Source organism: Croceimicrobium hydrocarbonivorans, from assembly GCF_014524565.1.
Lineage (GTDB): Bacteria > Bacteroidota > Bacteroidia > Flavobacteriales > Schleiferiaceae > Croceimicrobium > Croceimicrobium hydrocarbonivorans.
Genome location: NZ_CP060139.1, coordinates 2,036,927 through 2,063,814, shown reverse-complemented (window position 1 = coordinate 2,063,814; position 26,888 = coordinate 2,036,927). Strand labels below are relative to the sequence as shown.

Below are 26,888 nucleotides of genomic sequence, written 5' to 3'. Positions count from 1 at the left end.
TCAATCTTCTTTGATCAGGATTTTCTCTAATTCCTCCAGCGAACGTCCCTTGGTTTCAGGAATGCTGCGAATGATAAAGATCAGGCCTGCAAAGGCGAATAATCCAAATAAGAGGAAGGTGAGCGAGCTCCCGATGGTTTCAAGTTCCCAGGGGAATACAAACTGTACAATGGTGCTTACCAAAGAATTGATTACCCCTACAAAGGAAATGGCGATTCCGCGAATGCGATTGGGGAATAATTCGGAAAAGAGCACCCACATTACCGGTCCAATGGAAATCGCAAAGGAGGCCACAAAAGCCAGCAAGGCTACTAATATCAAATAGGTATTGAGGTGAATCGCGGAATTAAGGAAATCCTGACGATGACTTTCCATATCCAGATCAGGCATTAAAGCCGCCACCTCTGCTAAATACAAATCACCATCATTAAAGTCCTTGGCAAGCATGGGCTTAATCTTACTTTCTTGAACCAGAGCGGCCTTTTCTGCTTCGCTCCAATCAGCAAAATCTTTTAATTCCTGCCCTTCTTCGGCAGCCGCTGCTTGTATTTTGTATTCCAGAGAAGCAATGGCCTGCTCATCTAAACTGTAGGTAGCTTTATTGAAGCCATAACTTAAAACCAACATGGAGATGGTAATGCCCGCCACCCCGAAGGTTAAAAGCGGTTTACGCCCAAGGCGATCGATAAAGAGAATGGCCAGAATGGTGAAAACCAAGTTGACTAATCCCACTAAAATAGCTTGCATAAAAGCGGCATCGGTACCTAAACCGCTTTGTTCAAAAATCATAGGTGCATAGAAGAACACCGCATTAATACCGGTGATCTGTTGTAATATGCCTACTACCACTCCGATGGTAACAACCAAGCGCAGACCGGGTTTGAAAAGCTCTCCCAAACTGGCTTTTTCAACCTTACTGTCTTCCTCAATATTCTTGCGGATCCGATCCAACTCTTCCAGGGCTTTCTCCTGACCAGCCACTCGACTCATTACCTTTTGGGCTTCATCATTATTGCCCTTCATCATCAGCCAACGTGGACTGCGCGGAACCATAAAGAGGCCGAAGAAATACAGTATGGCGGGTAAAGCCTCAAGGCCCAACATCCAGCGCCAATTGTTTTGGTCAATGCCAAGATTTTGCACCCAGGCGGCATCACTTTTCCCCAATTGGAGAATCCAGTAATTACTAAAGAAGGCCAGTGAAATACCGATCACAATATTCAACTGATTAAAAGAAACCAGGCGTCCACGCTTATCCTTGGGGGCGATTTCGGCAATATAGAGTGGCGCTAAGATTAAGGAAGCACCTACCCCAAAGCCGCCAATCATACGGGCGATAACCAGAGTTGTATAATCTGGCGCCAAAGCCGAAGCAATGGCAGAAATGGCATATAAAATCGCAGCAATGCGCAATACCGCTCTACGACCGAACTGATCGGATAAAGGTCCGGCCACAAACATGGCCATAGTAGAGGCTACGGTAAGCGAAGCCACCGACCATCCCAATTGCAGGGTGCTCAAGTCAAATTCGACCTTAATAAAGCCTACCACTCCCGATATAACGGAAGCATCGAAACCCATGAGCAGTCCACCCAGGGCTACAATCAAGGCAATTAGAAATACATATTCGGAATTACCCTTTTTCATAGGCTGTTAGTTTTAATCTCAGATTAGCGAAGAATTACAATTCGAAAGAGAAGCCTTTGGCAATCAGCTCATCGTAGCGCTGCTTATCGAATTTATAGAGACGGGCTGGGCGGTGGGGCACATCTTTCTGGTTCTCCTTTAAGGAGATCAAAAGGTTCATGCTAAGGATCCGCTTGCGGAAATTGGCCTTATCGTAACTCTCATTCAAAATGGCCTCGTACAAAGCTTGTAGATCGGCCAAAGCGAATTTTTCCGGCAATAATTCAAAACCCACCGGTTGATGACGCACCCGCTGTTGTAAGATTTGCAGGGCATCTTTGAGGATATCGCTATGGTCGAATGCCAGTTTAGGCACTTCATTTAGATCCATCCAATACACTCCATCGGCCCAAGCGGAAGCGTGAGGATCGTGCTTGGCAATATCAATTAAGGAGTAATAGCCAGTGGTGATTACCCGTCCGGCAGGGTGACGATCTACCTGACCATAAACCTTGGTTTGCTCCATAAAGAGATTATCAATACCGGTGAGGTCGCGTAAAATCCGCTGCGCCGCCACATCAATATTCTCATTAGGATATACAAGGTCTCCCGGTAAGGCCCACATCCCCATAAAAGGAGCGGCCCCCCTTTTAATAAGGAGAATTTTAAGGCGATTCTCATGGTAGCCAAAGACCACACAATCGACGGAAACACCGAATTGAAAAAATTTATCGTAGGATATCTCGTAATACGGAACTGCAAACTGGGATTTCTGACCCTTGGGAACCGTGCTTGTAGTCTTTTCAGCCATGATTCTGATTGATGTCGTTTTCAAAAATACCAAATTTTCATTTAGTACAAGCTACCAAAAGTGTAAAACACACATTTAAGACTTAGTGCTCATTTTCAGGCAATAATAAAGTTTTTCAGCTTACTTAATGTCATTTTTACCAAAAGTTATACATTAGAGCTCAAATTCAGTACTAATGAAAAAGATTACCTTATTAATGGCTCTGTTTGCGGCCTTTAACCTATCGGCACAAACAGACACCGTGACCTTTAAGGTTGACCTGGCCGGCTATTCCGGAACTGGTTTTACCTCGGCTCACGTAAATGGAACCTTCAACAACTGGTGTGGCGCATGTAACCCCATGTCGGATGCTGATGGTGATGGCGTTTGGGAGGTTGCCCTTCCTTTAACAGCAGGAACTATCGAATATAAATTCACCATCGACGGTTGGAATGATCAAGAAAACCTGACCCAAGGTTTACCTTGTACCATAACCACCGGTGGATTTACTAACCGCGTTTTGACCTTCAGCGGCGACACCATTTTAGATGTAGTTTGTTGGGAAGCCTGCGGCCCTTGTGGTGCGGCCAGTCAAATGGACCTCCCCATTACCTTCGATGACCCGAATGTAAATTACGTGTCTTCGGAGTTTGGTGGATGTACCGATACCATTGTAGCTGATCCTACTGATCCTACTAATATGGTTACCCAAATCGATAAGGACGGATCTGCTCAAACCTGGGCAGGAATTATCCTTTCTGCCAATGGCCTAGCTAATCCTATTCCTTTTGCCAGTGGCAATACCACTATGACCATGCGCGTATACTCTCCTGATGCTGGCATCGAGGTACGTATGAAAATTGAGGATGCTAATGATCCTACAGTTTCCGTAGAAACCGTAGATACTACCACCATGGCTAATGGTTGGGAAACCCTCACCTTCGATTTTGCCAATAACGCTTCAGGAACCGCGGCTATCAACTTTGCCAATACCTATGATAAGGTAGTAGTATTCCCGAACTTCGGTGTGGATGGTGCTACTGCTGGTGCTAAAACCTATTATGTAGACGATATTCAATTTGCTTCTACCGGTCCGGTTTTACCTTCTTTACCCATTACCTTCGATAATTCTGCCATTGATTACAGCAGTGACGAATTTGGTGGTTGTACCGACACCATCGTAGTGGATCCAACCGATCCTACTAATATGGTATCCGAATTTACCAAGGACGGTGCCGCTCAAACCTGGGCCGGTATTGTTGTTACCAAAAATGGATTGTCCGCTCCAGTACCTTTCACAGCCAATGACCATTTAATGAGTCTGCGCATTTGGTCTCCCGATGCAGGTATTGAAGTGCGAATGAAAATTGAGGATTCTAATGATCCTACTATTTCAGTAGAAACTGTAGATACCACTACTACTGCTGCTGGCTGGGATACTTTGGTATTCGATTTCAGCAATCAAGCAGCCGGAACCGCGGCTATTAACTATGCTAACACTTATGACAAAGTAGTGGTATTCCCCAACTTCGGTGTAGATGGTGCTACCGCAGGTGCTAAGACCTATTATATTGACGATATCAGCTTTGGCGTGATTATGCCTGCCGCTAATTTGGATACCATCGACTTACCCATCACCTTCGATGATCCCAATGTAGATTACGATGTTACTACCGAATTTGGTGGTTGTTCAGATAGCTTAACCGCTGATCCAACCAATGCCAGCAATATGGTATTGAAGATCGACAAATCTGGCGGCGCAGAAGTATGGGGCGGTATTACCGTAACCACTGGTGGTATGAAAAACCCCATTCCTTTTGTTGCCAATCAAACTGGCATGAAAATGCGCGTTTGGTCTCCTGATGCCGGTACCGACTTCCTCTTGAAGGTTGAAAATTCCGCTGATGGAACTATCACTTGCGAAACTATAGCTACTACTACTGTGGCCGGAGCCTGGGAAACCTTGTACTTCAATTTTGCCAATAACAGCGCCGGTACTCCTGCCTTGGATTTAAGCAAAAGCTATGATGTGGTAGTAGTATTCCCGAACTTCGGAACACCGGGTATTGCCGTGGGTGCTAAAACCTATTATGTAGACGATATTGAATTCGATCCTAATGTAGGTTTAAGCGAAAACAGCATGAGCAATTTCAGCCTGGCGCCTAACCCCAGCACTGGCTTGGTACGCTTAGAAGGCCTTAATGGCGAAGCCCATACTGTTCAAGTAACTGATCTTAATGGTCGCACTATTTTACATACCAATACCAGCAATTTAAATCATGCTGAACTCGACCTCAGCATGTTGAAAAATGGTATTTACCTTATTACCGTCTCCAACGAACAATTCGCTGAGAGCCGGAAACTGATCATCACCAAATAGTTCATTAGTAGGTTACATTTGGTAGCCCCGTCTTGGTTCTTCCGAGACGGGGTTTTTTATTTCCCGCATTTAATGGGCATGGCCAATTTTAGGCTTAAAAAAATTCCCTCCTTTTTACAACCTTTGGAAATCATCTGCATCCTAAGGGTGTAAATGCCCCTAATGAGCATCGACCTTAAGAAGACTATCCGCCAAATGCGCAAGGGAAATCAACTGGCCGGCTTTCAGCTGTACCAGAATTTTTCCCGGGCCACCTACAACAGCATACTGCGCATTATTCCGCGGGAGGATATTGCCAGAGACCTTTTGCAGGACAGCTTTATCCAGGCCTTCGAAAAGATTGATTCGCTCGAAAACGAGCTGGCCTTTGGTGGCTGGTTAAAGCGCATCGCCATTAATAAGGCCCTGGCCCATTTGCGGCAGGACTTAAAACCCTTCATTTCTTTGGAAGAAGTTCCCGACTTCGAATCCAGCGATGAAGAATTGGAAATGCCCGATTTGCCTTTTAGCCAAATCAATGCCGCCATCATGCAATTGCCAGCCGGATGCCGCTTAATCTTTCAATTGTATTACCTCGAGGAATACAGTCATGCAGAGATTGCCAAAGAGCTGAATACGAGCTTATCCAACTCCAAGACCCAGCTGCGTTACGCAAAAAGTTTGCTTCAAAATCATTTAAAATCGGCTTATGAAACTCGATGATTGGATGAAGGAGCACCGCACTGAATTCGATCAGGCGGAAGCCCCGGAAGGAATTTGGTCTGAACTGAAAAAGTCCATTCCCGAAAAATCGAAACCCCGAAACTTTAGGCCCTGGACCATTGCTGCTGCCTTCATTTTAGGTGCCAGTATCTGGTGGTTCTATCCGGAAAAGCAATTGCCACCCGAAGCCGAAAGCCTCTTGCCTCAGAGCTTTCTAAAACAAGAGGAGGGCTATCAAGCCGATTTGAAAATGATTGAATCCCATTTAGACCTGGATCAACTTCGGCAAAAGCCCGAATACGATTGGGTTTTTGAGGAACTGGCGGAATTGGAAAAAATCAATCAACGCTATCGTGATGATATCGATGAATTGGTGCCCCGTGAAGAACTGATCACAGTTCTGATCGACAACTATGAAAAACGTTTGCGCCTCTTACAGCGCATTCAAATGGAACTGGAACGAAACGAAAAACATGCAAAAAATGAAAACATTAATTTATAGTCTGGCCCTCAGCTTATGCTTGGAACCGCTGCTGGCCAAGGAGGCCATTAAAATTGAAAAAACAGCCCATGTTAAAATTGATGTTGCTGTAGATGCCGACATTGAAATTGACGCTAGTAATACCGATGTCCTAATCGATGTTTGGGATGAACCGCGAATTGAAGTAGAAGCCGTTTTTCGCTTCCGCGGAACGGAACATGAAGATAAAATCCAGGAATTCCTGAAAACCTTTCAGCAAAAGGTAAGCGATGGCGTAAGCAAATCCGGGAATTCTGTACATATCAATACCTATCACTGCATGCCCAGTAAAGTGAAAATTGGCTGGGAAGACTTTATCATCGTAAACACCACCTTCTCACGAGAGGAAGTGCAATTTCAATATCACATCAAAATGCCAACTCAAGGTAAGCTCAAGATAAAGCACTCTTACCGCGACCTTCGCATTAATGGAGATGTAAACCTCTTTATCCTTAACCAGTACAGTGGCCGGTTTGCGGTCAATAATATCAAAAAAGGGGAGCTCAATTTGCATTATGGAAAGGCCAGTGTTCAAAATATAGACAAGGGTTCACTAACGCTCTATGAAAATGACTTCCAAGCCAAGCAATTAGGCAAAATGCTTTTGAACATTAAATATTGCAACCTACAAGCCTCCTCAATTGCCAATCTGGAAGTAGAAGCTTATGAAAGTGAAATTGAAGCGCTTTCCATTGATCGCATGGAGGGAAATTTAAAATACAGTAGCGTTCGTGCCGATCGTATGCAGGAGTTGGTAGTGATTAGTTATGAATGCCGCTATACTATTCCAGAGCTTAAAACAGTAACCATCAGCAATTCTAAATACAGCCGCTTTGAATTTGATAAAGCCGATATTATAACGGTGGGTGTTTCTTACGAGGATAAAGTGAATGTTGGATCTGTCATTGATTTTAATGCCGGCAATAGCAAGTACTCTCAGCACAATATTGGCCGACTGGAGAAAAACTACCGCTTGGAAGGCTATGAATGCGATTTAAATATTGCCAAGCTTCAAGGTCCGGGTGGGGAAATTAGCATCAATGGTAAATACCTAAAAGTGGCCATCAATACCGAAGCCGCCATTTTTGACCTGCAGGCATCCTTACAATATGGAAAATTGGAATACCCTGAAGAAGCAGTAGACGGTCAGGTGATGAAAAACGGCAATAATACTTTGATCAATCTCAGCCAAAAAAGTCCGATCTATAAAAAAGAACAAGCTTATCATATCTTGATCAATGGCTATGAGGTGAAAGCTAATTTGTATTAATCACAAGCATTTGAAAGGGGCAGTACATTCGTTTTGCCCCTTTTAACAAAAATTTTTGGTTCTTCTTTTTGAGAACCAAAAAAACCAATTACCTTTGTACCATCATTTAAGAGATGAATAAAGTAGAATTAAGCAGTAAGCAACGCGAATTAATTGAGCGACTGGGCGTAAGTCACGAGAAAAGCGGGATTCCCCCTGCCCCTTCTCGGATCTTAGGTTTACTGATGGTTTCTCCCGAACTGGCTTTGAGTTTTGATAGCATCCGGGAAACCTTAAACCTCAGTAAAAGTGCCACTAGTAATGCGCTCAATATGCTGCTCACCATGAATAGGATTGAGTACATCACTCAGCCTGGTGATCGCAAACGCTATTTTAAAAACCGTTTGGTTTCTTGGCGCGAAGAAGCCAAAACCGCCTTTGAAAGAATTACCCAGGTTTCGGCCATTTTAGAGGAGGTCTTGGAGAATCGCCCCAAAAACACCCCGGAGTTTAATGAGAATCTTCGCGATGCCATCAGCTTTATGCGCTTTATGAATCAACACCTACCCGAACTTTATTTAAAATGGGAAAAATCTAAAGACTAAAAAATTTTCCCTTTTTAGTTCTTTTTTTCCCGAACTAATTGGTTTTTACCGAATAAACTAAAACTAAGTATTATGACAATCAAGCCAGTCCGGCTCTTCATTTTTGGACTCGGGCTCATGCTAATGCCCGCCGCCACCTCGGCCCAGGCAGCCAACGAAAGCCTTAGCCTGCAGCAAGCCCTGCAATTTGCTCTGGAGCATAATGCCGAACTGCGCCAAGCGGCCTATGATCAGGAAATTTCCGAATATCAAATCAAAGAAATTCGCAGTTCCGGTCTACCACAAATTGAAGCTGAAGGGCAATTTCAAGGTTTTCCCAATCTACCAACCCAGCTCTTACCTGGTGAAATTGTAGGCATGCCCGGCACTCAAATTCCGGTTCAATTTGGTACCACCTATAATACCAGTGGAACCATTAAAGCCTCACAATTACTCTACAGCCAAGAATTATTTAGTGGCTTAAAAGCGGCTAAAGACAGTCGGGAACTCTATGCCCTGCTCAAAATCAAATCCGAAGAAGATCTTATTTATCAGGTGGCCAGCGCCTACTATCAATCGCTGGAAATTGAAGCCCAGATTCGCTCTCTAGACAGCAACCTGCTGACCCTTGATAAAATGAGCAAGGTGATGTTGGCCCGCTATCAAAATGAGATGATCACCGCTAATGAGTTGGACCGGATCACCGTGCAAAAAACCAATCTGGCCACCCAATTGCAATCCCTGCGAGCGGTACGCGATCAGCAGGTGAACTACCTCAAGCTTTTAATGGGTTTACCCATCACCGCCGAGCTCAGCCTAGAAGAACCCTTAGATCTGGAAGACCTCAGCTTAAGCCTGGCCAGTTACGAAAGTCAAAGCCCTATTGAGCTTAAAATTCTCGAAAAGCAGAAGAAGCTTAACCTCCGCAACCTCGAAGTTACTCGCGCAGGCTACTATCCTACCCTGGCTCTTTTTGGTCAACAAAGCTGGCAAGCCCAACGCAATGAGTTCAATTTCTTTGATGGCAATCAACCTTGGTTCCAACAAACGGTAATTGGAGTGCAATTGCAGGTTCCCATTTTTGATGGCGGCAGCAAGCACCATAAAATTCAGCAGAATCAATTGCAGATCGACAAACTCCAATTGCAAAAAGACTATGCTAGTAGTCAGCTCGACCTGCAAACCGAAAATGCCCGCAAGCAATTGCAATACAGCTTTGCATCTGTATCCGCTCAGGCCGACAATAAAGAATTGGCCCGCAAGGTATACGAGCAATCCCAGCAAATGTATCAGGAGGAAGTAATCGGCCTTACCGAACTACTGGATGCCGAGCAGGCCTTCCGCTCTGCCCAAACCAATTACTACAATGAGGTTCTCAAATTCAAGCGTTCGGAACTCGATCTGCTTAAATCCTTGGGACGCATTCAACAAATACTTCAAAACACCTAAATAATTCGATCATGAAAAAAGCTCTTTTAATCTTAAGCGGAGTGGCCATCCTGGCCCTGATGGCTTTCCAACTCTACAACAATAAAGTGGAAATGGCAGAAAACGCTAAACTCTCTGAAATTAGCAGCGATGCCATTCCGGTAGAAACCACCAAGGCCAGTCGTAAAATTTTGGAAGAAGAAACCACTGCCGACGGCCAATTGGAGCCGGTAACAGACCTTATGGTAATTTCTGAAACCCAAGGTCGGGTAATACGCGTGCTACGTAAAAAAGGAAGCACCGTAAGCAAAGGCGATCTTTTAGCCGAAGTAGAAAATGACCTGCTCGAAGCGGAAGTTGCCGCCACCGAAGCCAACTACCTTAAGCTTAAAGCGGATCAGGAGCGTTTCTCCAAATTGGCTGAGCAAAATGCCGTTACGCAGCGTCAGTTAGAAGATATCGGCATTGGACTTAAAAACGCCGAGGCCCAGTACAAATCGGCCCAAAAGCGCTTAAGCAACACCTATATCCGCGCTACTGCCAGTGGTTTTATCAACGATGATTTCATTCAGGAAGGCTCCTATATCGGAGGAGGTGCAAAGCTTTATGAGATTGTTGATGATCAACAATTGCGACTCAATGTAAAGCTTACCGCTCGCGATATCTTACGCATCCAAAAAGGAGATACGGTTGAGATAAGCAGCAACCTATATGCAGGTGAAACTTTTAAGGGTATAGTTTCGGCCATCGCGGTGAAAGCGGATGCTTCCTTGAAATACAATGTGGAAATCGAACTCCTAAACTCCGCTGCCCAAAAATTGAAGCCTGGCATGTACACCACGGCCCACTTTCACTTTAAGCAAAAGGAAGAGGCTTTGTACTTAGATCGTAATGCCTTAGCCGGTTCCCTGCAAAATCCACAGGTTTTTGTGGTGAATGGCGAAACAGCTGAGCTTAAAAATATTGAAGTAGGTGCCAGTCATGGTCCCTGGGTGGAGATCATCAGTGGTTTAAGCAGCCAGGATCAAGTGGTATCCAGCGGTCAAATCAATTTGACAGACGGCACTAAAGTTAAAGTGCTGCACTAAAGGCCTAAATTCTCATGAAGATTACCAAAACTTCCATACTCCGCCCCACATTGGTGGTGGTGCTATTTACCCTACTTATCGGTGCCGGGTCCTTCAGTTATAAGGCGCTCAACTACGAGCTGCTCCCTGATATGAGCACCCCTATACTTACCGTTTCTACCATATACCCCGGAGCTTCGCCTACTGAGGTGGAGAACTCGGTAACCAAAGAAATTGAAGATGCCGTTTCCACCCTCGAAGGCTTGGACAGGCTGAGTTCTACCTCCATGGAAAGTGTTTCCATCGTTACCATCGAGCTGAAACAAGATGTAGATGTAGACCAGGCCATGCAAGAGGCCCAAAGGAACATTAATGCCATGGTAAGCGATTTACCCGATGATGCCCAACAACCATCGGTAGGTAAATTCGATTTGGGTGATTTACCCATTATGAACCTGGGCGTTTCCGCCGACCTCTCCGGAACGGAGCTCTACGACCTTATTGATCAAAAGCTAAAACCTCAGCTATCCAAAATTGAAGGAGTAGCGCAGGTAGATGTAATTGGTGGTCAGGCCCGTGAAATCCGCATCAACATCAACGCCGATAAACTGGAAACCTACGGCATTAGCCTCTTGCAATTAAGTCAGATTGTGCAAAATGCCAATATGGACTTCCCTACCGGTAAGATTAGTGATGACGAAACTCAAACCCTGATCCGCTTGAGCGGGAAATACCATTCGCTGGATCAAATTCGGGCCCTGGTATTACGCAGCATGCCCAATGGTTCCGTGATCCGCCTGGGAGATGTTGCCGAAGTGCAAGACACCGAGAAAGAAGCGGAAATTTTATCCCGTGTAAACGGCGAAAATGCCATTGGTCTTAATATCCGTAAACAGGGGGATGCCAATACCGTAGAGGTTAGTGCCGCGACCAAAGAGATTATTGCTGATTTGGAAGAGGCTTATGCCGATAAGAACCTTAAAATATCCATCGCTAAGGATAGCTCCGACTTTACCCTCGAAGCAGCAGATGCGGTTATTCACGACCTTTTCTTTGCCGTAATTCTGGTAGCCCTGGTAATGCTCCTATTCCTGCATAGCTTGCGGAATGCTGTAATTGTAATGGTATCAGTACCCGCCTCCATTATAGCCACCTTCACGGCGATGATGCTCCTGGGCTTTACCCTCAACCTGATGAGTCTTTTAGCCCTCTCCCTGGTAGTTGGTATCCTGGTGGATGATGCGATTGTAGTAATTGAAAATATTTACCGCCACATGGAAATGGGTAAAAGTCCCTTCCAAGCGGCCTATGATGGTATTCGTGAAATTGGAGTAACCGTAATTTCCATTACACTGGTAATTGTTGCGGTATTCGTACCGATCTCCTTAACTGGTGGTATTATTGGAAACTTACTGCGTCAGTTCTCCTTAACCGTTGCCATTAGCACCCTGCTGAGTTTATTGGTGGCCTTTACCTTAATTCCATTATTGGCCTCACGTTTCTCGCGCTTGTCCAATTTAAAAAGCAAGGGCCTTATCGGGAACTTTATTCGCTGGTTCGAAGGCGTGCTCAAGAGCTTTGAGGAGGGAATGACTCAAGCCTTAAAATGGTCTTTCCAACATAAGCTGGTGGTTTTGGCCATCACCTTTGCTCTCTTTATTGGCTCCTTCACCTTGGTAACCAAAGGCTTTATCGGATCCGAATTCGTTTCGGCTGGTGACCGTGGTGAGTTCTTAATGCAAATTGAATTACCTAAAAAGGCCAGTTTGCACCAAACCAACCTCCTCAGCCAAAAGGCCGAATACTTCGTTAGTCAGTTTCCGGAGGTTAAAGAAATCTCTACCGTAGTTGGACAGCAGTCTGGCAGCCGATCTGGGAATACCAATACCCCATATGTAGCGGAGCTTAGCGTTAAAATGATCGACGCTGATCAACGGACGGTTACCGCACCCATTTTCTCTCGTCAGTTGCAAATTGCCTTGCAAGAGAATATCCCTGGAGCCAAGTTTAAGGCCGTTCCTGCTTCTTTAGTAGGCTCCGGAACTCAGGCTCCCATTCAAATTGTATTGAGTGGATCCGAAGCGGAGCAAATGAAGAGCTATGCCGATAAGGTGATGGAGATTGTGCAATCAGTGCAAGGTACCGCCGAAGTGGAAAGCAGCTTAAAAGACGGTAATCCTGAAATTCAAGTGCAGATCGACCGCGATAAAATGGCCAGCCTGGGCTTAAGCCTCGAATTAGTAGGAGGAACCATGCGTACCGCCTTTAATGGGGTGCAAGAATCCAAATACCGCGATGGCGACAATGAGTACGATATCAATATCCTTTTGGATCAATTTGATCGTCAGAAAATTGAGGACATCCAAAGTCTGGTGCTGATGAATAATAAGGGCGATCAAATCCGCTTAGATCAATTCGCTAGCGTAATTGAAGCTTCAGGACCTGCTCAGCTTAATCGTCGGGATAAGGTGCCCACCATTACGGTGTCGGCTCAGGTTATTGGTCGACCTGTAGGTACGGTTGGGGAAGAAATTCAGAACCAATTAGCGAGCATTGACTTCCCCGCCGGATTGACTTACAGCATGGGAGGTGATCTCGAAAATCAGGCGGAAGCCTTTGGCAGCCTCTTGCTGGCCCTTTTAACCTCTTTGGTATTGGTGTACTTGATTATGGTAGCCCTTTACAATAGTTATGCTTATCCACTAGTAGTGATGTTCTCCTTACCATTGGCGGTGATTGGAGCCCTCTTAGCCCTGGCTTTAAGTGGAAATGCCTTAAGTATATTCTCCATTTTGGGGATGATTATGTTGATTGGTTTGGTAGCCAAGAATGCCATTCTGGTGGTTGACTTTACCAATCAATTGAAGGAAAGTGGACTGGAAGTACGCGAAGCGCTGATTCGCGCTACTCAGGTGCGGATTCGTCCCATCTTGATGACTACCCTGGCGATGGTAATTGGTATGCTACCTATTGCTTTGGCCAGTGGTGCCGGTGCTGAATGGAAAAACGGATTGGCCTGGGTGCTGATTGGCGGCCTCACCAGTTCTATGTTCTTAACCCTGATTGTAGTGCCCTTGGTGTATTACATCTTCGACCGGGTGATGGCTCGTTTTGGATGGGATAAAGAGCAAAAGATCGAATTAGTAGAAACCCCTCGAGAAGAGCTGAACACCGAAATCGAAGAGACGCTTCAAACCAGTATGGCCTGATTAATTCTGTTTTTCTTCAATCAGTTATCTCGCTTTAGATGACTGACATGGTTTACGACGAGAGGAGCACCTGCAGGGGTGCTCCTTTTTTGTTAGAGCCAGTGTTTTAGAATATAATTACGAAGGGGAGAGTCTAGAGCTTCAATCACCAAAGCTTTTTCAGGCGCAGATGGATGATAGATTAGTAATTCTTCATCTTGAAGCTCTAATCCCTTGTAAGATTGAAAGCTTGTTGTATACTCCTTTCCACTTACATCCGTAAAACGATAAGTAAAATCACAGCCCCTTTTATTCATGATACGCCGATCAAACCACTTTTTATACGTGAGGTTCCCTTTTGTAATTCGTCCTTCCAACAAGGTGGGCAAATCATAACGAGCCTTCCATATTAGATGAAGCCAATAAATTGCCAACATGAAATACAATAAAAGACCTGATAATTGACGAATTGAGGTCACATGACCCTCCATTATAATAGGAAGAAATAGGGCTGAAAGTAAAAAGACCACACCCAGTACCTGCAATCCTTCTTTTCCATTTAATAGAACTAAAATCTTTATCCAGATAGGTAGGGATCGCGTCATAGGTAGGTCTTAGTTTTCGATGCTTTAGCTCTCTTTAAAATGGCCGTTCCCTAACCAAAAATATTGACTCTTACCGGTCTTTGTTTCAGTCGCCTCCTTCGGGTTTTCACCCGGATTTGGATGCACTTCGGACCATTGATTAACTGTATCCACAATTTCAATAGTCCTACCCTTAGTTACGGTAAGGTATTCCACGCCCTGATACCAGGGGTCCCAACCCGATTTATCCCAGGGATTAAGTGAATCCAGCTTGTTTCCTTTTAAATCATAAGACATAAAAACCGGAACCATGGCTATATCACCCGGAACCAAATCCACCACTAATACCTTAGTAGAATCCTGAAATAATATTCCCAAAGGTTCCGTGGCCCACTGGTACTTGAATTTGGCATGAAGCTCAGGATTGAAATTCTGTGACTTCAGCTTTAATTCAAAGTGGGGATTGCTATTGCAGTTAAAAGGGATCTCGAGCTGATCTAAAGAAGCAAGGTATTGATCAAATGCCTGTACTTGCTTTCGCTCCGCGGGGTTTTGACAAGCAGCTAAGAGTCCAATAAATAGAAGGGGTATGCAGTTTCGCAAGCGCATGAAATGAGGCATTATTTTACCCAGATCACGGAATTATAGTCATCGTATTCATTGGGTTCGAAAAGCGGATTGGAGGGGTCTTTAATCCATTTTCCGTCTACAATAAACTTATAGCGGGTCTTGCCTTTCGGCAGATACAGATCTGCATGCCAGCCATCCGCACGGCGCTCCATATAATAGCCATGCTCATTCCAGCCATTAAAATCACCCGTTAGGATTACTTCATCCACTCCTCGTGTGCGGGGGAAAAAGAAATGGTGATTGGCCTTTACGCTTACTACTGAATTCTTGGTTTCATAGGGCCCGGAGCTAATTGGATTTAGTGGATCTAATTGCCATTCCATTTTATCCGCTACTCTAAAGCGATACTCATAATTTCCCGCTGCCAGCACATAAGGCAGTACCCAGCCACTGTCAGTTTTCTGCATGCGCAGTTCCTCGGCATTCCAGCCATTAAAGCTGCCACTGAGCACCACAAAGCGGGCATCCAAATCGCGGGGGTAATAGAAAACAATACTATCGCCAACCGACATAAAAGAGTTCTGGTTACCAGCGCCGTCATCGCGCTTCACCGGATTATCCGGATCAAGTATCCATTCACCATCGACTACATACTTATAGGCATGGGTCCCTTCCTTCACATAGCATTTACGCTGCCAGCCGCCCGGCACCCTACGCAGGGTAAACCGATTATCATTCCAATCATTAAAGGAGCCCGCCAAATTCACCCGTTTGGCATTAGTATAGCCATTTAAGCGGAAGGTATAATTGCATTTGAAATACACTGAATTTTCATTGCCTTCCCCATCCGATTCCTTCAATTGATTACGGGGATCGAGCAGCCAATAGCCATTTACGATGTACTTATAATAATGTGGACCTACGCCCAATTTAAGATCAACATAGTAACCACTGTCGCAGGCTTCCATTGGATTAGCGCTGGTGCTCCACTCATTAAAAGTGCCACTGATAAAAATACTATGCGGCTTGCCCCCTTCTACCTTGAGGAAAAAGCGTGTTAATCCGTTTTCCAGCTCAATCACAGCAGGTTTGTGAAACATATTATAGCCAAAGCGGTAATCCTCAACGCTAGACTCAATTTCCTCATTAAGGAGCACAATTAAATCCTTCTGATTTTCCGCTTTACCCGTGAGGCTTTTCAAAGGTTTCTTAAGTACGATACGATGGGGCTCAATGGCCTCCACCTGCCAATGGTCGGCGCTGCTTTCTCCGCTGCGTAGCATGGCTTCCAAATTGCTGAAGTCGATATCGCAGGTGCCCAATAAACTATCAATTTGACTTTGGGGCAAAGAGCGATCAATGGAACAATAAAGGTCTTTACCTACAATTTTATAGGCGATACCCTTATCCTGCGCCAAGCTGCTAAAAGCGGTGCCAATTAAAAGGAGTACTATTCCAATTATCCTATTCATGCTCCTTCCTAAAAACATTGACAATAAGTTCCTTAGTCTTAAAATTAATACAGACTGAGCCCATTCGCAAGAGATCATAGCCCACAAATCCATCGACGGGAAAGCCATAGGCCCGACCAATTTCTTCGAGGTCGGCAATCATCACCTGACAGCTTTTTAAAGTGGGTCCAAACTCCATTTCCCGCAGGGCTCCAAAAAGCACCTCGGTACTGGAACCAGCCGCACCCGTTAGAGTTGAGCGACGTACAATACGCATTTCGGTATACACATCTTCATCCAAATCATTATCCAGCAATAAAGCCTCTGCTCCGGTATCAAAGCAAAAATTCAAACTTTGACCAGCAATGGTACCGCTGGCGATAATGGCGTTGTTTCGTAATTCGAAGGATTTGTGATAATCGCCTTCCATTCGGTAGGTCGGCTGTTCTAAACGTCGGCCTTCGCGATCGGTGCGATACACGATTAATTGTTCGGCTTGCAGATTGATTTCGATCTCCATCCGCATAAAGAGATTCACTCCTAACAGGCCTAAAACCTGAATGCCTCTCTTATTTTCAATAGTGGATAAATCACTCACATCGGCCTCCAGGTTTTCATAGTACATCCCCATTACTTTGAGTCGCTCCACTTCGGTGGTACGCTGGGTATTGAGTTTGCCGGTTACATCGGTAGCAATATGACCTTTCTCTTCTTTGTAATCGCGGAAATAGGTGGCATTTAAAACCAAATAAGGCGCACCGGTATCGAAAATGAAATTGCCGCGAATCCCATCCACCGTGGCCTCAACGATAATCAAATTACCCACCCGCTTTACCGGGATTACCATGCGTTGGAAATCGCCCTTGGGCACAGGGCGCTGCATAATTAAGCGCTGATTATAAGCTCCCGAACTAAAGGATAGTTCAGGCGGCTCTTCCCCCCAAAGGGAGATGCTGCAAAGCATTAGGAATATGCCTATCCAGGTTCTCATTCAGAATCTTGCATTTCCGCACGGAGCTGGGCACTGGTTTTTCGGGAACCATCATGACTCCAGCCCGGTGGGCCGAATAAGTAAGACCAGAAATATTTAGGGTGTTTTCGGATATCCTGAAAAATCGCAATCCATTCATGCGTAGCGATATACAGTGGGTTAAAGCTATGAATATTCTTGGTGAGCCCATAATGGGGATGCTCATCCTCTTCGATAAAAGTGCCAAACATCCGATCCCAAATAATTAATATCCCGGCATGATTGCGATCCAAATACTTGGTATCGCTACTATGGTGCACCCGATGATGGGATGGAGTATTAAAGATATACTCGAACCAACGGGGCATGCGGTCAATAAGCTCGGTGTGAATCCAAAACTGATACAAAAGACTAATGCTGTGCATAAAGAGGATGGCCAGTGGATGAAAGCCTAAGAGGGGCAACCAGAGGTAAAAGATAAAACTTCCGGTAAGGCCTCCAGTCCAGGTTTGGCGCAGGGCAGTGGCCAAATTGTAATTCTGTGAACTGTGATGTACAATATGACTGGCCCAGAAATAGCGCACATTATGAGAAGTGCGATGAAACCAATAATAGGATAAATCATCTCCCAAAAAGAGTAAGATCCACATCCACCAGCTAAAGTCCAAGGTGAAAATCCGAAACTGATAGACCAGGGTATAAGCCCCAAAAATCAAAGCTTTGCTAATAAAGCCCACGCCTACATTACCCAAGCCCATGGCGATGCTGCTTAAAGCATCCTTAGCCTGATAAGTAGGAATACGCCGCCAAGCCGTTAGCACGATCTCCAGCAGAACAAATGCCACAAAAAAGGGGATGGCATGATGGATTAGATTGGGGAACTGGATGTCCATCTCCCAAAAATAAGAATTGCAAGCGTCCCAAATACAGATTCTGCAATCTGGCTCCCAAGAAAGGGCAGGTTTGCTTAGCATTTAGTTATTTTGATGCTTCAATACCCTCAAATGATTCTGGACCTTTTACGTAGTATTCTTTCAGACAGTATTTCACTCTTCACCATTATGAATCCCTTATCCGTAGGGGTAATCATGCTGGGACTTTTAGATGAGAACGCCCCCCGTGAAGAGATTCGTCATGTATCCAGGAAAACCATGAAAGCGGCTTTCCTTACCATGATTATTTCCTTTTTGTTGGGTACCTATATCTTTCAATTCTTTGGCATTTCCCCGGCTGGTCTGCGCATTTTCGGGGGTACTATTCTCTTTATCATGGGTTTAAACATGGTGCAAGGCCATGGCAAAAAAGTGAATCATAATGAGAAAGATCAAAAAGCAGCGGAAAAACGAGATGACATAAGCGTGGTGCCTTTGGCGATCCCCGTTATGGTGGGCGCCGGTATGCTTACCACCATAATTAATATGAGCATCGCCGCCGAGGGTTGGATGGACTATGTAAGTGGAATTGTGGCCATTATTATCGTTAGCATTGCTGCCTTGATTATCTTACAGCGCATGCCCTTTATTAAAAAGGCTTTGGGCGATAATGGCCTCAAAGTATTTAACCGTATTATGGGTCTGGTAGTAGGTTCGCTGGCCGCCCAAATGTTCTTAAAAGGTGTCTTTACCCTCTACCATAATTTTAGTGTATGAGTTTAGTGTATCTCTTTATCCCCCTGGCATTTGTACTGGGTTTTGCCCTGGCCTGGTGGATTAACCAAAAAAGACCCCATCCGGCTCTGGAAGCCGAAAAAAACCAATTGAAGAATGATTTAGCCCTTTGGCAGTCCAAGGCACAAAGCGCCGAAGAACGCATCCAAAGCGTGGAAGCCGAGCTCCAAAATCTGCGTCAGCAAATCCAATCTTATAGTGAAGATAAGGCCAGGCTCAGGGCCGAAGTAGATCATGCACAAGAGCGTTTAAAGGAGCAGAAATCTGAATTAAGCGATCTCCAAAAGCAGTTTAGCGAGCAATTCCAAAACCTGGCTCAAAAGATCTTGGAGGAAAAAAGCGAGCGCTTTACCCAAACCAATAAGGAGAACATCGAGGGTATTTTAAAACCCTTGAATGAAAAGATTAAAGAGTTTCAAGAAAAAGTAAGTCGCACTAATTTGGAGGGTGCCGAGCGTAACTCTGCGCTCATTCAGCAAATCAAAAGCTTACAAGAGCTTAACCACAGCCTTAAGGCCGAAGCGCATTCCCTCACCCAAGCCCTTAAAGGAGAGAGTAAAACCCAGGGTAATTGGGGCGAATACCAATTAGAGCGCATCCTCGAATCGGCAGGCTTGCAAAAGGACATCCACTATCGTAAGGAGGTGAACTTTAAGAATAGCGAAAATCAAAATCAACGTCCCGACTTTCTGCTTGACCTCCCCGATGGAAAGCATTTAATTCTGGATTCTAAAGTTTCACTTACCGCCTACCTGCGCTATGTGGAAAGCGAAGATGAAGCCGAGAAAGCACGCTTCTTGAAAGAGCATTTGCTTAGCATCCATGGGCATATCGACAGCCTGAGTAAACGAAATTACCAGGATCTCCCTGGGGTTAATCAACCGGATTATGTGATGCTCTTTGTGGCCAATGAACCGGCTTTGCATTTGGCTTTAGCCGAAGATCCTCAGCTCTTCGATAAGGCTCTGCAAAAGAATATTGTGCTGGTGAGCACCTCTACCCTGCTGGCTACCCTACGCACCATTAGCTATATCTGGCGCCAGGATGCCCAGAATAAAAATGCGGAAGAAATTGCCCGTCAGGCAGGAGCCATGTTCGACAAATTCGTGAACTTCTCGGATGACCTAATGAAGTTGGGAAATCAAATGGCTACCGCCCAGAAGACCTACGATGCGGCTATGAATAAACTCAGTGAAGGTAGAGGCAGCCTGGTTAGCCGCGCTCAAAAATTACAAGAATTAGGAGCCGTAAACTCTCAGAAAAAATTGGATAATCGCTTAATCGACAGTCATGATGAAGACTAAATTCCTTTTGGCCAGCCTAGCGGTATTGAGCCTTAGCCTTAGCAGTTGTGGCGTTGGCGGCACCGAAGAAAACCCCAGTCCCATCATTAGCATTATCAGCCCTAGCGATACTCTCAATTTATCCGATAGCATTGATGTGCATATAGTCTATTCCGACGACAGTGGACTGACCTTTACCGAAGTTAGCCTGGGTACGGAGAGCGGCGGCAATACCGTGTATCACTTTTCTCAGAGAGGGATTTCGGGCTTAAATGATGAATTGCGTTTTAAAGCAATAGTTCCCAGTACCCTGAATATCACGGGGCGCAATTATATTCTGGTTAAGGCGGGCGATGAAGATGGTCAGGAAAGCATTGTAGAACAAAGCTTTGTGGTGCTAGACCCCGATACCGAAAAACCCCAAATTTTGGATGCCCAAACCAATGGGGTGCTCAGTCAAAATCCCAGTGTTCTCTTTGAAGTAAGCTATGTGCTGCAAGACAATAAAGCCCTGGATGAACTCAAAATCCGATTAATTGAATGGAATGGGTCTTTGGGCTCGGATATCTACAGTCATAGCATAGCTCTGGCCGGACAAAGCAATGCGGCCTCCTACCATTCCATTCCTGGCAGCAGCACTTATCAGGCAGGCACCAGTTTTAAAGTGAAATTGGAAGTGAAGGATGCTGCAGGTAATAGCAGTGAATGGCTCTTGCCCGATATCTACAATGTGCTTTAGATTAAGCCCCGCTGCTTAATCTCTAGGTATTTATTGAGGGCCTTGATATTGAGGTCTTCCGGACGAGTCAATAGAGTTTGAATTCCCTCCCTTTGCAGGGCATGGGCAATGCGGCGTTTCTCCAAAACGAAATCTTCCGCCAGGGCTTTTCGATACACTTCCTGAAGGCTATTGGCCTCCTTCATGCTAATGTCTTCCACTTCTTCATTCAGGAAAAAGATCAGCAATAAACGATGGCTGCGATTGATCAATTTGAGATAGGGCAATTGTCGTTTTAGGGCATGCAAGGATTCAAAATTGCTGTAGAGCATAATCAAGCTGCGCTCCTTAAGGCTGTAACTACACCATCGGTATAAGGCCCTCATATCCGTTTCCTTATAGGCCGTTTTCTCTGCGTACAAGGCTTCCATAATGCGCATCATCTGGCTGGCACGCGATTCGGGTAGCACCTGGCCCTGCACTTTATCTTGGACGCTTACCATTCCCGCTCGATCGCCTTTCTTTAAGGCCACATTGCTAATCATGAGACTGGCATTAATGGCATAATCCAATAAGCTCATTCCGCCGAAAGGCATTTTCATAGCCCGGCCTTTATCGATGGCCATCAAGATGTTTTGGCTGCGCTCATCGCGATAGTGGTTCACCATTAAATCGCCGGTACGCGCGGTGGCTTTCCAATTAATACGGCGGTAATCATCGCCTTCTACATATTTATCAATCTTCTCAAACTCCTTGCTCACCGCAATTTGACGCACTCTTTTTTGGCCCTGCAAACGCAATTGATCGCTAAAGGCCATTAATTCATAGCGTCGTAAATCCAGGTAAGAAGGGTAGGTTTTTACCGTTCGACTAAGGTCGTGAACCAAAGCTCTTTGGATCGAATGACTTAAAAAGGAAACGTAAATCCGCAGCTTCCCAAATTCATAGGGTCCGCGTTTAACCGGGCGTAAATGATAGTCCCAAGTTAATTCTTCCAAAGGTTGAATGGTAGCTTTAAAGGAATGATTCCGCAATTGAAATTGGGCGGGAATTTCATCCAAGACCTCAATTTTTACCGGACTATTATAAAGGCTCAGAAGCTTGATTTGAACCGGATTGGCATCACCATTCGACAAACGATCCGACACTTCTCTTTGGGCTTCGATATTAGCTTGGCGCCGAAAGAGATAAACTATTTCCCAGAGCAATACCACAGCGTATAGCAGACTAATGATTTGCACTGGAAATAGCAGGAAAGGCAAGGGATAAGCTACTATCCAAAGCCCAATTAACAGACCTGTAATTCGGTAAAAATTAGGTCCGAAATATAGATTCCTAATTAGCTTCAAGAACCGGGTACTTTGATGCTTCTTACAATTTGATCCAATACTTCTACGCTGCTTAAGCCTTCCATTTCGCGTTCGGGACTTAGAATTACCCGGTGGGCTAAAACCGGAGCAGCGAGGAAACGAATATCATCCGGACTTACAAAATCACGGTCTTGAATGGCGGCCAGCGCACGGGCACTATTTAACAAGGCCAAGGAAGCTCGTGGTGAAGCCCCAAGGTATAAGGAACCTTGATTGCGAGTAGCATCTACAATCGCAGCGATATAGCGTAAAATATCCTCTTCAATATGAATCTGTTTGGCCGTGGCGCGCAATTCCTGAATGTCTTCCTTGGAAAGCGCCTTCTGAATCATGGCCTCTGGCTTGCCTTGCAGGGATTGATGCAATTTTAAAATCTCAAACTCCTCATCTAAACTAGGATAGTCCATGGAAATTTTAAAGAGGAATCGATCCAATTGCGCTTCCGGCAAACGATAGGTGCCCTCTTGCTCAATGGGGTTTTGGGTGGCTAAAATCAGATAGGGTTCATCCATTTTATGTTGATGTCCATCTATGGTTACCTGCCTTTCTTCCATCACCTCAAATAAGGCCGCCTGAGTTTTGGCTGGGGCCCGATTAATCTCATCCACCAATACCACATTGGAGAATACAGGTCCGGATTTAAACTCGAACTCCCCTTGTTTTTGGTTGTATACCGATGTTCCCAGGATATCTGAAGGCATGAGGTCTGGCGTAAATTGCACCCTTGAGAAATCTAAATCCAGGGCACGGGCCATAAGCTTGGCCAATTGGGTTTTAGCAATCCCGGGCACCCCTTCAATCAAGACATGACCATCCGCGATAAGCGCCACCTGTAATAGTTCTACGGCCTTGCGCTGCCCAACGATATAGGAGCCAATTTGCTCATTCACCCTTTCCAGCGATGCTTTAAATCGACTCAGGTCTACACGCTTTTCAAAAGCATCTGATTCGGGATTAGTGTTTTCTTCCATATTGATGTGCTTGATAAAATTCTTGTAATGCTTTTTCGGCTTCTAAGAGGCTGGAGGCAGATACTTCTGTTTCGGAATAAGCGATCATCCAGGCCTTGCGAATACGTCCCAATAACTCTGGTTCGGGCTCCAGTTTTCGCACCACTTCATCGAAGTTTTGCTGGGCCTCGCCTTTAAGGCGGATGCGATAATTACGCTGCAAAAAGTCCTGAAAATAGATCATTCGCTTTTCCAGCAAATTGCGATGATGGGCATTGCGATGATAGAGCTCACTTAGGCTATTGAGAAATTCGAGATTATCATTTTCGAAACTGGCTTTTTCCGGAATAATTCTCTGCCGACGTTTACCACCAAAGAGCAGGTATATTAAGCCAAGAGCCAGCAAAATATATAAGGCTCCACGCAGTGAAATAGGTTTTAATAGGGCACGCATAGGGGTTTGCGCTTCCATCCTTCCTAAATGATAAAACTCGTAATGATAGGTGGGGGCATCTTTTAGCAAATTGGAAAGCACCGCACTAGGATAGGCTCGTGTTTCCTCCTTCATCATAAAATAGTTGCTAAAGGCCAAAGGATTTGCAGCGCAGAGCAATCGTCCTTCCCCAATGTTGTAGGATTGTAAAACAGGTTTATCTGCCCCATTGACAGCTAATACCCGAGCTTCCAAACTACTATCCCCAGCTGCCTCAACTTTAAAACTCAAGGGCATAGCTTTATGGGGATAGGGAATCTTGTTTTGTGGATAGGATTGTAGCTCCTTAAAATGAATAGAACCCTCTAGCTCACTCAGTTTCTCCACAGAGCTTATGGCCTCCTCCATCAAGCCCCCATCCGTTTCAAGGTTTAAGTAATCCACCAAAAATTGGGGCCATTGGTAGGCGACCATAAGTGCGGTGCTGCCTTCCGAAATTTTAGCTTCTATTGCTTCCCAATCTTGTTCTGTAATCCCTATACCGTGACCAATAAAAATCAAATTGGCATTAGGGCCCTCTTGAGCGGCTTCATCCTCCTTAAAGGGAATAAACATCGACTTAGGTTCATGCAGGCTATAGTCTGCTAGATACCGATGTAAAACATAGCCTCCGAAGGCCTGTTTATCGGCTCGGTGCCAGGTTTCTGGAGCCGAATCCTCAGGCTGAAATAGCCAAGACAGGCCTAAGACAAGAAGCAAGGCAATCGCAATTCCGTATTTAAAACCTTTGCTCATAAATGCCTTTCCAATTCCTTGCTTTCCAATTGATAGCTCCGAGCACGATCTTCATCGGCTTCAAAGCCTCCAAACCAGATGTATTCGAAGGTGCGACTGAAATCCTTAAACCTAAGGGCGAGGTCCCTTTTCTGAATTTCATACTGATAATCGAGGGCTGTTTTTTGCGGGCTCACTTTCAAATGGCCTTTTAACTGCATTTGCTTCAGGCCGATTAAAAACTGGAGACGGATATACTCCCGCCAATCACCGGCCTGTTCTGCCTTTAGCATTAAGGCTTCCAGGCTTTCGGCACTGCGCTCAAAATCACTGAGATGACTGGGTCCAGAATAGCGTTCATTATGTCCTAGACCTAAACGATCCGGACCAATGATCCGATACAAAATATAAAGGCCTAGCAGCACTCCCAGGAAAATCAAGATTGGCCTGGTCAATGGGCTTCTCCCGGCTGTTTCAAATAGGTTTCCGAGGTACTTTTTCAATAGGGCGAGAAGCATTTGTCCCGGCGATTCGGATTGTTTGCTTGATGGCTCCTTATACTCTAAATCACGATCCTCCTCTAATTCGGCAATCAATTCCGAAGAGGCTTCACGATAGGATGGCAGGCTATCGCTGGCCTTAAGCCAAGGACCTAAGACTAAACCTAATAAGATGAAACTTAATCTAATACTCACCTTCCTGCTCGCTGCTTTGCTCTGATTGCATAGATGCTTCTATATCTCTTTGAATACCCACATTCTCTTTACGATCTACCAGGTTTCCGAACCAGGCAGCAGATGCCACACCACTAATTAAGGTGGTTATTAATGCCACAATAATCGCAATGAGGCTAGTTAGTGCTAAAAACCAAGCTTCGGTGGTGAATTCCAAGTTTGCTGGATCAACCACTTGATAGTCTAAGTACGAAATTGATCCATCTAATAAGGTAATGGGTAACTGTACTGTTTTATCCAAAATTGAGGTTATTAAGCCAATAAGGAAAAAGAAGCCAAAAGTGGCCCACCAGTTCTGATCGACTAAACGCCATGACCTTGCCAATGAATCTATGGAGCGCCCCTCCATCACAATGGCCACCGGAAAGAGGCTAATACGCACTAATAAATAGAAAAAGGGAATAAAGAATAGGAAAATCAATAATGGTTGCATGAAGCCTAAGAGGCTAATAATTGCAATGGTAATAATCCCTGCAATAAGTAAAATAAAAGCGATTCCAATCAAGGGTAAAATACCTCTGCGAACTAAACGCCACACTTCAATTAATCGAGGAGCCCTATCCTCTTCATAGGCTTTACGAACCCAAGCATAAATACCAAGCTGAGAGAACAAAGTGAAAATTGCATAGAAGAACAAAGCAAAAATCACCTGCCCAAATATGCCAAATGAATCAAATGATACAAAGGTTCTATTCCCGGTGAGAATCCTTTGCGCCTCCTCCTGCAGAAAGAATATGGAAATGAAATAAATCAGAGCGGCGGGCCCAGCAATGGGTAGTATCACACTAAAAATATCCTTGGCATGACCGCGTAGCAATGCAAAGGTTAAATTGATGCTGGCGCCCACGGAGCGCTTGCGAAAAGGATCGTACTTAAGATACATGTTTCTGTTGCTGTTTGTAAGATTGGTATATGAGTCGAGGATACCAGGAAAAATAGAATAGGATAAAGCCTAAGGAGACCACTATAATAAAGACCTTTAATGCGGTTGGCATATCGGTTAAGCGGGTAACAAAGCCTTCCAAAAAACCAGCGGTAATAAAAATCGGAACCAGGCCAATTACCAGTTTCATGCCATCGCGCGCCCCACGTTTAAAGCTCTCTACTCGAGAATAAGATTTGGGAAACATAAAGCTATTGCCCAAAATCATTCCGGCGGCACCGGCAATAACAATCGCTGAAATTTCGAGGGTACCGTGTATCCAAATGGTGAGGAAGGAAGTCCAAAAAAGGCCCTTCTGAAAAAAGAAGAACTGAAAGGCACCCAGCATTATCCCATTACTTACCATAATGTAAACCGTTCCCACTGCTGTAAAAAGGCCCAGAGCAAAAGCATAAAAGGAGACCATGATATTATTGAAAGTGATCCCCAGAAACATTTCGGTTTGCCCGGATTGTTTGTATACGGCCATCGGATCATCGTCTTCAATAAAGCTCTCCGTCATATCCACATAGCGATCGCCCATAATTAAACGGGTATAGGTAGGATCTTTGGCGGCGCTAAACACACCGATCCCCACACTCAAAAGAAATATGAGCACCGAATACAATAGAGTTCGGCGGTATTTATAGGAGATCAAGGGTAATTCCTGAGACCAAAAACGGCTGAATTTAGCCCAATGAAAAGCCCGTCTTTTGGTAACTGTGGATTGTAATTTATGACTGAGTTGCTGCAGGTAATTTTCGGCCTCCCCACCCTTAAAAAATGTTTGGGCATAAGCCAAATCATCGGTGGTTTGCAGGAAAAGACTTTTAAGATGATCCGGACTTTCACCCTTGGGTGATTTTAGGCTTCTTTCAAATTCTTGCCAGCGGTTTATATTAGCGCTAATAAACGCAGACTCTGTCAT

The 26,888-nt window shown here is 44.9% G+C and carries 24 protein-coding genes; 11 read left to right on the top strand and 13 right to left on the bottom strand.

Annotated features, from left to right (window positions below; translation table 11 throughout):
• Entirely contained in the window at positions 1-1,647 is a 1,647-nt protein-coding gene (locus tag H4K34_RS09300) for a sugar porter family MFS transporter (RefSeq protein ID WP_210757150.1), read from the bottom strand.
• A gap of 34 nt (positions 1,648-1,681) precedes the next feature.
• Positions 1,682-2,437: an NUDIX hydrolase gene (locus H4K34_RS09295; RefSeq protein ID WP_210757149.1), complete on the bottom strand. Its 756-nt coding sequence runs from the start codon at positions 2,435-2,437 to the stop codon at positions 1,682-1,684.
• Between the two features lie 175 nt (positions 2,438-2,612).
• Here H4K34_RS09295 and H4K34_RS09290 point away from each other — a divergent pair, with 175 nt between their 5' ends.
• The 8 genes from H4K34_RS09290 (at position 2,613) to H4K34_RS09255 (ending at position 13,555) form a co-directional block, all read left to right on the top strand.
• Positions 2,613-4,796 (top strand): T9SS type A sorting domain-containing protein, encoded by a 2,184-nt coding sequence (locus H4K34_RS09290; RefSeq protein WP_210757148.1) that lies wholly within the window; start codon positions 2,613-2,615, stop codon positions 4,794-4,796.
• Between the two features lie 162 nt (positions 4,797-4,958).
• A complete protein-coding gene (locus H4K34_RS09285; protein WP_210757147.1) occupies positions 4,959-5,498 on the top strand; it encodes an RNA polymerase sigma factor in 540 nt (179 codons plus the stop codon).
• A complete protein-coding gene (locus H4K34_RS09280) occupies positions 5,485-6,000 on the top strand; it encodes a hypothetical protein (protein ID WP_210757146.1) in 516 nt (171 codons plus the stop codon). The genes H4K34_RS09285 and H4K34_RS09280 overlap by 14 nt, the downstream gene beginning before the upstream one ends.
• Positions 5,981-7,288, top strand: a complete 1,308-nt coding sequence (locus tag H4K34_RS09275; RefSeq protein ID WP_210757145.1) for a hypothetical protein — start codon at positions 5,981-5,983, stop codon at positions 7,286-7,288. Before H4K34_RS09280 ends, H4K34_RS09275 begins: the two co-directional genes overlap by 20 nt.
• Positions 7,289-7,401: 113 nt before the next feature.
• On the top strand, positions 7,402-7,872 hold the full coding sequence (locus tag H4K34_RS09270; RefSeq protein WP_210757144.1) for a GbsR/MarR family transcriptional regulator: 471 nt from the start codon (positions 7,402-7,404) through the stop codon (positions 7,870-7,872).
• Between the two features lie 72 nt (positions 7,873-7,944).
• Positions 7,945-9,300 (top strand): TolC family protein, encoded by a 1,356-nt coding sequence (locus H4K34_RS09265; protein ID WP_210757143.1) that lies wholly within the window; start codon positions 7,945-7,947, stop codon positions 9,298-9,300.
• An 11-nt stretch (positions 9,301-9,311) separates the two neighbouring features.
• A complete protein-coding gene (locus tag H4K34_RS09260) occupies positions 9,312-10,367 on the top strand; it encodes an efflux RND transporter periplasmic adaptor subunit (RefSeq protein ID WP_210757142.1) in 1,056 nt (351 codons plus the stop codon).
• Between the two features lie 14 nt (positions 10,368-10,381).
• Positions 10,382-13,555, top strand: coding sequence for an efflux RND transporter permease subunit (locus H4K34_RS09255; protein WP_210757141.1), 3,174 nt, complete (start codon positions 10,382-10,384; stop codon positions 13,553-13,555).
• Positions 13,556-13,647: 92 nt separating this feature from the next.
• On the opposite strand, the gene H4K34_RS09250 is transcribed toward H4K34_RS09255, so the two are convergent.
• From H4K34_RS09250 to H4K34_RS09230, 5 genes are read right to left on the bottom strand one after another with little or no spacing between them, the layout of a single operon-like run.
• Complete coding sequence (locus H4K34_RS09250) at positions 13,648-14,139, bottom strand: hypothetical protein (RefSeq protein ID WP_210757140.1); 492 nt, start codon at positions 14,137-14,139, stop codon at positions 13,648-13,650.
• Between the two features lie 24 nt (positions 14,140-14,163).
• Complete coding sequence (locus H4K34_RS09245; RefSeq protein WP_210757139.1) at positions 14,164-14,727, bottom strand: hypothetical protein; 564 nt, start codon at positions 14,725-14,727, stop codon at positions 14,164-14,166.
• 11 nt (positions 14,728-14,738) lie between these two features.
• A complete protein-coding gene (locus tag H4K34_RS09240; protein WP_210757138.1) occupies positions 14,739-16,160 on the bottom strand; it encodes a hypothetical protein in 1,422 nt (473 codons plus the stop codon).
• A complete protein-coding gene (locus H4K34_RS09235; RefSeq protein WP_210757137.1) occupies positions 16,153-17,130 on the bottom strand; it encodes an aspartyl protease family protein in 978 nt (325 codons plus the stop codon). Before H4K34_RS09235 ends, H4K34_RS09240 begins: the two co-directional genes overlap by 8 nt.
• Complete coding sequence (locus H4K34_RS09230; RefSeq protein WP_246452084.1) at positions 17,127-18,083, bottom strand: sterol desaturase family protein; 957 nt, start codon at positions 18,081-18,083, stop codon at positions 17,127-17,129. The genes H4K34_RS09235 and H4K34_RS09230 overlap by 4 nt, the downstream gene beginning before the upstream one ends.
• A 30-nt stretch (positions 18,084-18,113) precedes the next feature.
• Here H4K34_RS09230 and H4K34_RS09225 point away from each other — a divergent pair, with 30 nt between their 5' ends.
• Genes H4K34_RS09225 through H4K34_RS09215 form a run of 3 tightly spaced genes read left to right on the top strand, consistent with a single transcriptional unit; the run spans position 18,114 to position 20,798 of the window.
• A complete protein-coding gene (locus H4K34_RS09225) occupies positions 18,114-18,758 on the top strand; it encodes a MarC family protein (protein ID WP_210757136.1) in 645 nt (214 codons plus the stop codon).
• A complete protein-coding gene (gene rmuC / locus H4K34_RS09220) occupies positions 18,755-20,080 on the top strand; it encodes a DNA recombination protein RmuC (protein ID WP_210757135.1) in 1,326 nt (441 codons plus the stop codon). Before H4K34_RS09225 ends, rmuC begins: the two co-directional genes overlap by 4 nt.
• Positions 20,067-20,798, top strand: a complete 732-nt coding sequence (locus H4K34_RS09215; protein ID WP_210757134.1) for a hypothetical protein — start codon at positions 20,067-20,069, stop codon at positions 20,796-20,798. Before rmuC ends, H4K34_RS09215 begins: the two co-directional genes overlap by 14 nt.
• Here H4K34_RS09215 and H4K34_RS09210 read toward each other — a convergent pair.
• Genes H4K34_RS09210 through H4K34_RS09185 form a run of 6 tightly spaced genes read right to left on the bottom strand, consistent with a single transcriptional unit; the run spans position 20,795 to position 26,888 of the window.
• On the bottom strand, positions 20,795-22,126 hold the full coding sequence (locus H4K34_RS09210) for a DUF58 domain-containing protein (RefSeq protein WP_210757133.1): 1,332 nt from the start codon (positions 22,124-22,126) through the stop codon (positions 20,795-20,797). The genes H4K34_RS09215 and H4K34_RS09210 overlap by 4 nt on opposite strands.
• Positions 22,123-23,118 carry an AAA family ATPase gene (locus tag H4K34_RS09205; protein ID WP_210757132.1) on the bottom strand — a complete coding sequence of 332 codons (996 nt, stop codon included), beginning with the start codon at positions 23,116-23,118 and terminating at the stop codon, positions 22,123-22,125. Before H4K34_RS09205 ends, H4K34_RS09210 begins: the two co-directional genes overlap by 4 nt.
• Positions 23,102-24,325 carry a hypothetical protein gene (locus H4K34_RS09200; protein ID WP_210757131.1) on the bottom strand — a complete coding sequence of 408 codons (1,224 nt, stop codon included), beginning with the start codon at positions 24,323-24,325 and terminating at the stop codon, positions 23,102-23,104. The genes H4K34_RS09205 and H4K34_RS09200 overlap by 17 nt, the downstream gene beginning before the upstream one ends.
• A complete protein-coding gene (locus tag H4K34_RS09195) occupies positions 24,322-24,999 on the bottom strand; it encodes a hypothetical protein (protein WP_210757130.1) in 678 nt (225 codons plus the stop codon). Before H4K34_RS09195 ends, H4K34_RS09200 begins: the two co-directional genes overlap by 4 nt.
• Complete coding sequence (locus tag H4K34_RS09190; protein ID WP_210757129.1) at positions 24,989-25,921, bottom strand: DUF7847 domain-containing protein; 933 nt, start codon at positions 25,919-25,921, stop codon at positions 24,989-24,991. The genes H4K34_RS09195 and H4K34_RS09190 overlap by 11 nt, the downstream gene beginning before the upstream one ends.
• Positions 25,911-26,888: a stage II sporulation protein M gene (locus H4K34_RS09185; protein ID WP_210757128.1), complete on the bottom strand. Its 978-nt coding sequence runs from the start codon at positions 26,886-26,888 to the stop codon at positions 25,911-25,913. Before H4K34_RS09185 ends, H4K34_RS09190 begins: the two co-directional genes overlap by 11 nt.